The following is a 7,386-nucleotide window of genomic DNA, read 5'->3' as shown; positions in this document are numbered from 1 at the left end:
GCCTCCGAGGGGTAGCCGTCGCGATCGGCGACCGATCGGCCGGTGCGTCCGGGCAGGGCGCCGATGACGCCGTTGAGCGCGCCGAGCAGCCGTTCGACCACGCCGCCCTGATGCACATTGCCGCGATGCCGCGGGCGGATGACGATTCCGTAGTCCTTGCAGCCGCGCGCGAAAGCGCCGCCCTTGAACTCTTTGCCGCCATCGACCACGAGGGTCTCCGGCCGGCCGAACATCGGCCAAGCGTAATCCGCCAGGTCGCGCGCGGCGAGCCACGCGTCCTTTGGGCAGAGCGCCTGCGCCATGCAAAGCGCGACTGAAAGCGACTTCGGCTTCTCCAACGTCAGGCAAAAGCCAAGGATCGCTCGCGAAAACACGTCGACGAGCAGGGTGAGGTAGGCCCGCCCGACGAAAGTTCCGAGGGCGTCGATGACCTCGACGAATTGGATGTCGGTCGGCGTATGGTCGATCTGGCAGACGGCGAGCGGCCGCGCCGCCGAAATATAGCCCGGCCGGGCCTTGAGCCGACGGACGTGCCTCGCGTTGGAAGTTCTCGCCTTGGCGACGGCCAGGTCGTCAAACAGCAGGGCGATCCGCCGCTGCACGGAAACATAAGACGGTGGCCGTTCGCCAGTGGCCGCGCACCGGGCCCTGATCTCGTCGACGATCGGCGCCAGCGGCGGCGCTTCTTTGATCATCCATTTATCTTTGAGCGTCGCCGCGACGATTGCCTCGACGCCGGCGCTCAGACGCTTCGCCCGCAATCCGCGCCGGCGCGGCAGCAAGGACGCGATCGTGCGCAGGACGGCGTAGCGCTGCAGCAGATTATAGACCTGGCGCGTCGTCAGATTGAGTTCGGCGGCGGCTCTCGCGGTCAGGGCCCGCCGCAGGCCCGATCCGTCCAACACCTTGTCGAGTTCGCGCGCTTGTCGCTTGGCTTCCGCCCAGACATCGTCCCCGACGACCGCCGTGCAACCGCGCAGGGCTCCACTGCGTTTTGAACCGATTGCCAAAAGCCATCCGCCTGAATTGAAATCACTAGCCAAAAACAAGCGATCGATATCGGCCGAAACTCACGGATTAATGACATCCCGCGCGATTGAAATGAGGAATTAAAAGCGACACCTGGCGCAGGCCGAGGACGCGCTCGCCCGGCTCGACGAACGATTGCGGTCGAGCCCGATCCGGAAGGGATGGATCGAGCGCAGCCATTTTGCCGACGCCTGCGCCAGCCTCTGGCTCGAGGGCGACCTGGCGCATCTCGAAGACCTCGTGCTGCACGACGCCCGTATGGACATCCGCACGCCGACTGCGGAGCTGGTTCGCGCCGGCCGCGTTCTCGCGGCGCGCCGGCGGATTCTGGCCGCCGCGCCCGGCTGGGCGCTGACGCCTGAGGGCCTCGCCGCCTTGCGCGGCGGCACCTTTTTGCCGGAAGGGGAGGGGGCTGACGAAAGGCCAACGGAGGGCGACGACTCGGAAGGCAGGGGGCTTCTGACGACGACGGCGATTTCGCTTCCGACGATCCTCTGGCCGCCGAACTGGCGGCGCTCGACGCCGCGCTGCTGCGCACGGAACACGCCCTCGAACGAAAACCCAAGGTCGATCGTGAGGAGCGCGACCCGCTGGTCTACGATCTCGACTGGGACGAGGACGCGCGTCTCGCGCAATGGCGCGAGGCGGTCGATTATGGCGCCGGCCTGCCGCCGGCGCTGGCGGCGGCTTTGACGGCGGCGTTTTGGGACGACATCGAGCCGCTGCAGCGCGCCCCTTGGCTCGGCCGCCTGTTCGCCGCCGCCCTTTTGCGTGAGCGCGGCAAATCCCGCGTGCATCTGTTGTGCGTCAACTCCGGCGCCCGCGCCGTCCCGCGGCTACGGCTGAAAGCCGCCGATCCGGTTTCGAAAATCCTGTTCTGGCTGGAGGCGATTGTTTCCGCCGCCGAGCAGGGGTTGAGGGATCACGACCGCTGGCTGCTGGCCCGGGCTTCACGGGAGGCAGGGCTCAAGGGGAGGCGGGGGAATTCCCATCTACCACTGGCGCTCGATCTCGCTCTGGCGCGGCCGATAGTCACGGCGGAGCTTTTAGCGCAGGAGTTGGGGGTGTCGGCGCGGGGGGGGGGCAGAATCTTATAGCCGAATTGGGTCTGCGCGAGCTCACGGGACGAAGGCGCTATCGCGCCTGGGGAATTTTGTGAGCCCGGGGCGGGTTGGACGATAAAGTTTTGCGCCGATATTTCGAGCCACGCCAGTCCAAACCCCGCTTTAAGGTGAGCTTGACCTTGTGCGGCAGATGGTCGCACATGTTGTCCTTATCGCGCGAGGACGCCCGGCGCCAAAGTGTTTCTGAGACGCCGCCGACTCCGGATATTCTGCTTGTAATTCGTGGGGCGTCGAGCACAATCGATTTCGGGAGCATCTATGCAAGGATCAGCCGTCACGCATCTGTCTATTCGTGTGCCGTGGCAGGATACGAAATGGGATGGCCGGGTCTGTGCTGACCCCATCAACAACCAATCCTGCGTGGTACTCAAATCGATCACCGAAAATCGGAACGACGCCGCCGAGGACGGATGCCGCGGCGAATGGATTCACGATCTGGAAGACGACCGTAAGCCGCCCTGCGTCAAGGAACGGGCGACGTTCCTTTCGAGCCACGGGATCACGCTCAAGGTCCGGCTTAATTACGCCGAATGGAGTCCGGCGCACAAGCACATCGAGCGCACGCCAGTGCCCGTGCCAGCATGGGGCGCGACCTTGGTACCTTTTCGGTGGCTGTTGCGCGAGAATGCATTCAAGATCGCCAAGGACCGCGACCTTGACGTCAGCGAGGAACGTGAGCCGACCGAACCGGCGTTTCTAGCGCGCACAGACTGGATTCAGGATCACGAAAACCAGCGCGTGCTTCTCGACGCATTCTCGGCTCGCGCCGTGGAAGAAAAATCGCTCACCTTCTTTTACGCCAAGCGCACACCCCTCGCGGACGACGACCGCCGCGTCATCGTCGCCGTAGGCCTGCTGAAACACAAGGGCAAAGTCGAACAATACAAATACGCCAAGGATGCGCCCAAGGGCCATTTGCGTTCGATGATGTGGGAGCGGCCAATCCAGCATTCGATCCGACCAGATGCCGCTAATCCCGGGCATTTCGTCGGCGGCATCGTGCTTCCTTATCACGAGATACTTGAGCGCGCCGCCGAGGACGATACGATCGACCCCAGCGAGTTTCTTGCCTGCGCGCCTGAGGAAGCGCGCTATCAGTTTTCCTACGCGTCCGAGCATGTCACCCACGGCTCAGCCATCACGGCGCTTCTTGCCTGTAAGTCAGCGCTGGAGCGCGCTTCGAAAAAACTGACGGGTCCGTGGCCGGAGCAGATCGCCTGGATAGACGAGCAGATAAATCGGCTCTGGAAGTTGAGCGGTCCTTGTCCCGGACTGGGCAGCGCCCTCTCGGCGCTTCAAGACGGTTTCAACGGAACGCTTTTCGCGCTCGCGCTATCCGCGACGCTGTCGGAGACCGACGATCCATGGGTCGCGGCTGACAATGTATTTTGCGGCGGCACGGTCCCTCCTGGGGCTCCGAAGATCACCCAGATGCTTCGCAAGCGCTGGGTTTATCTTCATAAGGAAGAACCGCGACGCGCGGCTCTCTTGCGCCTGCTGTCGCGGTTCGAGCTCAGCCGCGACCAAGCCGTTCGCTGGTTCGAGAACATGGATCTCACGGATGCTGTCCTTGAGAACCCTTACCTACTTTACGAAAAAGATCGATCCTCGCACGACCCGATCGGTATCTGGACAATTGATCGCGGCATCTTTCCTGATGCCGAGGTATTGAAGCGCTATCCGCTGCCAAAAGAATGCACCTTCGATCCAGAAGAGCATGACGATCCGCGCCGCTTGCGCGCCGTCGGCGTTCATCTTCTGGAGAAGGCGGCGTCTGAGGGCGGCCAGACATTGTTGGGGGCTGACAGCGTCTACGGGCTCGCCAAAGACCTGCCCGCGACACGAGCCGTTCCGCTCGATACGACCGCCGCCAAGCTTTGCAAGGACGAATTCTGCGATGAAATCGCAGTGTTGGATGCGCCGGGCGTCGGGGGCATCGCGCTGCAACTCAAGCGCTATTCGGACTATGGATCGATAATCAAGCGCGCCGTCGCTGATCGGGTTGTGGGTAAGGTTACGCCCGCGAAGGTCGATTGGTCGGATAAGCTCGAAAAAGCCTTCGGCCCGCTCAAGAAAGGCGACACGGAAGAAGAGAAAGCACGAAATGAAAAGGCGTTCGCGCTAGACGTGTTAGCCAACAGCCGCTTATCGGTGCTGATCGGGCCGGCTGGAACCGGTAAAACCACGGTCCTCAGGCAGCTTCTCGAACAAAAGAAGATCGTCGGCTCGGGCGTGGCCCTCCTCGCGCCCACGGGAAAGGCGCGCGTCCGGCTCGGCCAGCAGACTCGTCGGCCCGAAGATACCAAGACGCTCGCCCAATTCTTGAAAGAATACAAGCGATACGACGGATGGACTGGGCGCTACTTCGCCGACCCCGATGCGCCGCCTGCGGGAGGCGTTACGACCTGCATCGTCGACGAAGCGTCGATGTTGACTGAGGACCAATTGGCTGCTCTCGTCGACGCACTGCCCGTATCCGCGCGACTGATCCTGGTCGGCGACCCGCGCCAGCTTCCGCCGATCGGCGCGGGCCGTCCCTTCGTCGACCTCATTACGCATCTGCAAGGCGATCATGCCTACGAAGGCGTGGCGGAACTTACCGTCAGGCGGCGACACGCCTCGGCTGGAGCCGCCGGCGTGGCTCTGCGCGACCTCGCGTGCGCCGACGTGCAGCTCGCGGACCTTTTTTCAGGCCGCGATCTCCCTCCTGGCGAAGACCAGGTGCTCGAAGACGTCTTGGCCGGTAGCGCGGATCCGCGGTTGCGCTTCGTTCGCTGGAAGACTCCATCGGACCTGCGCGATCTCCTTGACGCCACGCTTTTGAACGAATTGAGCCTGGACAGCGACGCGCAACAGAAGAGTTTCGCTGCTACACTCGGCGGCTTCCCCCAAGGCGACTACGTGTATTTCAACGCCGGCGCCGGCATCGAAAAATGCGAGCAGTGGCAGATCCTTACGCCGCATCGCAACCAATCGAGCGGGTCGATTGATCTTAACCGCCATATCAAAGAGGTCTTCCGAAGCGACACGCTAAAATTCGCTCGAAGCTCGAACGAAGGCCCACCTTTCTGGATCAAATACCGGATTATCCAGCCCCGTGGCGCCGAACAAATTACCTATGGCGATAAGGTTATTTGCATACGAAATCACGGTCGGCAAAGCTATGCCTTCGCAGACAAAGAGAAGGGCGAGGGCTATGTGGCGAACGGCGAAATCGGTGTAGTCGTCGGTGAAGCCTTCAGAGCCGGTAGAAAGCCGAGTTGGACGACGGTGCAGTTCGCGTCGCAGCCGGAGTTTACCTATGGATTTAGCGGACGCGACTTCTCCGAGGAAGGCACCCCGATTTTGGAGCTGGCTTACGCTGTCACGGTGCACAAGGCGCAAGGAAGCGAATTCGGCAAGGTGTTTCTCGTTTTGCCCGCGCGCAGTCGCCTGCTTTCGCGCGAGATGCTGTACACGGCCCTGACCCGGCAGATGGACCGCGTCATCATTCTTCACCAGGGCGATTTGGCGTATTTACGGTCGCTGCGATCGCCATTCTTTTCCGAGGTCGCGCGGCGAATCACTAACCTCTTCGCGCCGCCGAAGATGGTCGATGCGGCCCCTCCGGCTGGAGCTCCTTTTGGAACCGTTGGGCGGACATTTCTCGAAGACAAGCTGATCCATCGCAGCGCTCGCGGGGACCTGGTCAGCTCGAAATCCGAATTGGTGATCGCCGATTTACTCTTCGAGGCTGAAAAGACACTTGGCATACGATATTTCTTCGAAAGGGTGTTCATCGGTGAGCATGGACATCAACGTTGGCCTGATTTCTCGATCGAGGATCGCAACGGCCGAACTTGGTATTGGGAGCATTGTGGCATGCTCGACCAACCCGACTACCTAAGCCGCTGGAAGGCCAAGCTCGCCTTTTATGCCGATAATAAAGTCGAGTGCTGGAGCGAAAAGAATCCCTCAGGCCGGCTGATTGTGACGGAGGACGGACCAAAGAAGGGTCTCGACAGCCCCGCGATCCGAAATTTGATCGAAAAGCTGTGGGGGCGATAATGAAACCAGCTGCGGGCTTGAGTCGGCCGCCGACGAAGGTGCCCAGCATGCTCCAGTAGCCGTCGACCACGTCGACGTGCCGCGCGCGCAGTTGCGTGATCTGCGTTACCCGGGCGCCGCAGTAAGCGCGAAAGTGGGCGCCCAACTCGCGGGTCACCTAAGAGATTGACCGATAAGCTGAACAGGCTTGCCGGCGGGGTTGCGATGCGCGCCGCTCGTGACTCCGTCGTGAAGCCAGTTTATGGTTCTATAACATGCCTTTATGCCAAAAACTCGTCGGTGCCCCGAAAGCACACTTAATCACACACCAGGGGGCGCGCTTCGCGCAAGCTCCAACCTTACGAGAGTTCCCCATGCCCCATAACTCTGCTGAAGAAAATGCATCGCTTTGGCGGCGCTTCGAGTTAATGAGCTTTGCGCCAAGCCGGATTGTGAATAAGCTCGCAAGTGGGATCCCAGCCACGACGAGGATCATGACGTCGATTTATAAATCAAAAGCTTCATTTCTAAAGGCTCCGAACCCGAGCCGATCAGGACGGCTCTGGCTTCCTGGATATTGATTCAATTTCAATATATTAGGATAATTCTATTAGGGGCCCGACTTCAGTGCAGAAAAAAAGTATAACGAACGAATACAACGCGCGTATCCAGTTCCCGACCAGGGGACGTTGGTGATGGGGCCACTTCCTCCCGAAGGCATGATCGACGAGGCTTTGGTCGACCCCTCGCATCCCCGGGAACCAGAGAGTGGCGATTCCTCGCCGCAAATTGACCGACGTCCGGACTCGCGCATCGTTCGAAGTGCGCTTGACGAGGTCAAGGCCATCCAGACGCTCCTTTCAGACGTTTACAAGGACGCAGGCGATGGGCGAACCCTCCTGCGAGAGCTTGTTCAGAATGCCGACGATGCTCGCGCAAAACGGCTGGTGTTCGGCGTTTTGGATCGAGGATGGCCACAGGCTACAAATAGCCTTCTTCGGGGTCCCGCTCTGCTGGTAGCAAACGACGGACAATTTCCGGCCAAGGACCGCGATGCACTGCACCGGAGCTATGGCGGAAACTGGGTGACGCTGTGAGGAAGGCGGCGTAACGGGGTTGGTGACGAAACCTGCCCGAACCTCCAAGAAGGAGCGTTACGCCTTGTCTGACAATAGAATTATTCCCTGCCGCCAGAAAGACGAAATCG

Annotated in this window: 5 protein-coding genes; 4 read left to right on the top strand and 1 reads right to left on the bottom strand. The window is 61.1% G+C overall.

Features of this window, described 5'->3' with window-relative positions:
• The coding region (locus tag QZY01_RS17040) for a transposase family protein (protein ID WP_294539498.1) at positions 1 to 1,004 on the bottom strand (1,004 nt) is incomplete at its 3' end.
• Between the two features lie 160 nt (positions 1,005 to 1,164).
• Here QZY01_RS17040 and QZY01_RS17035 point away from each other — a divergent pair.
• The 4 genes from QZY01_RS17035 to QZY01_RS17020 all read left to right on the top strand — a co-directional run bounded on the left by QZY01_RS17035 (position 1,165) and on the right by QZY01_RS17020 (position 7,276).
• Entirely contained in the window at positions 1,165 to 1,722 is a 558-nt protein-coding gene (locus tag QZY01_RS17035; RefSeq protein WP_294539494.1) for a hypothetical protein, read from the top strand.
• Entirely contained in the window at positions 1,620 to 2,126 is a 507-nt protein-coding gene (locus tag QZY01_RS17030; RefSeq protein ID WP_294539496.1) for a DUF1612 domain-containing protein, read from the top strand. The genes QZY01_RS17035 and QZY01_RS17030 overlap by 103 nt, the downstream gene beginning before the upstream one ends.
• Before the next feature lie 285 nt (positions 2,127 to 2,411).
• Positions 2,412 to 6,200, top strand: coding sequence for an AAA family ATPase (locus tag QZY01_RS17025; RefSeq protein WP_294539492.1), 3,789 nt, complete (start codon positions 2,412 to 2,414; stop codon positions 6,198 to 6,200).
• 698 nt (positions 6,201 to 6,898) lie between these two features.
• Positions 6,899 to 7,276, top strand: coding sequence for a hypothetical protein (locus QZY01_RS17020; protein ID WP_294539490.1), 378 nt, complete (start codon positions 6,899 to 6,901; stop codon positions 7,274 to 7,276).
• Positions 7,277 to 7,386: the final 110 nt, after the last annotated feature.

The sequence above is a fragment of the uncultured Rhodoblastus sp. genome, from assembly GCF_903903185.1.
In the GTDB taxonomy this organism is placed as follows: domain Bacteria; phylum Pseudomonadota; class Alphaproteobacteria; order Rhizobiales; family Beijerinckiaceae; genus Rhodoblastus.
This window is presented reverse-complemented; position numbering and strand designations above follow the sequence as displayed.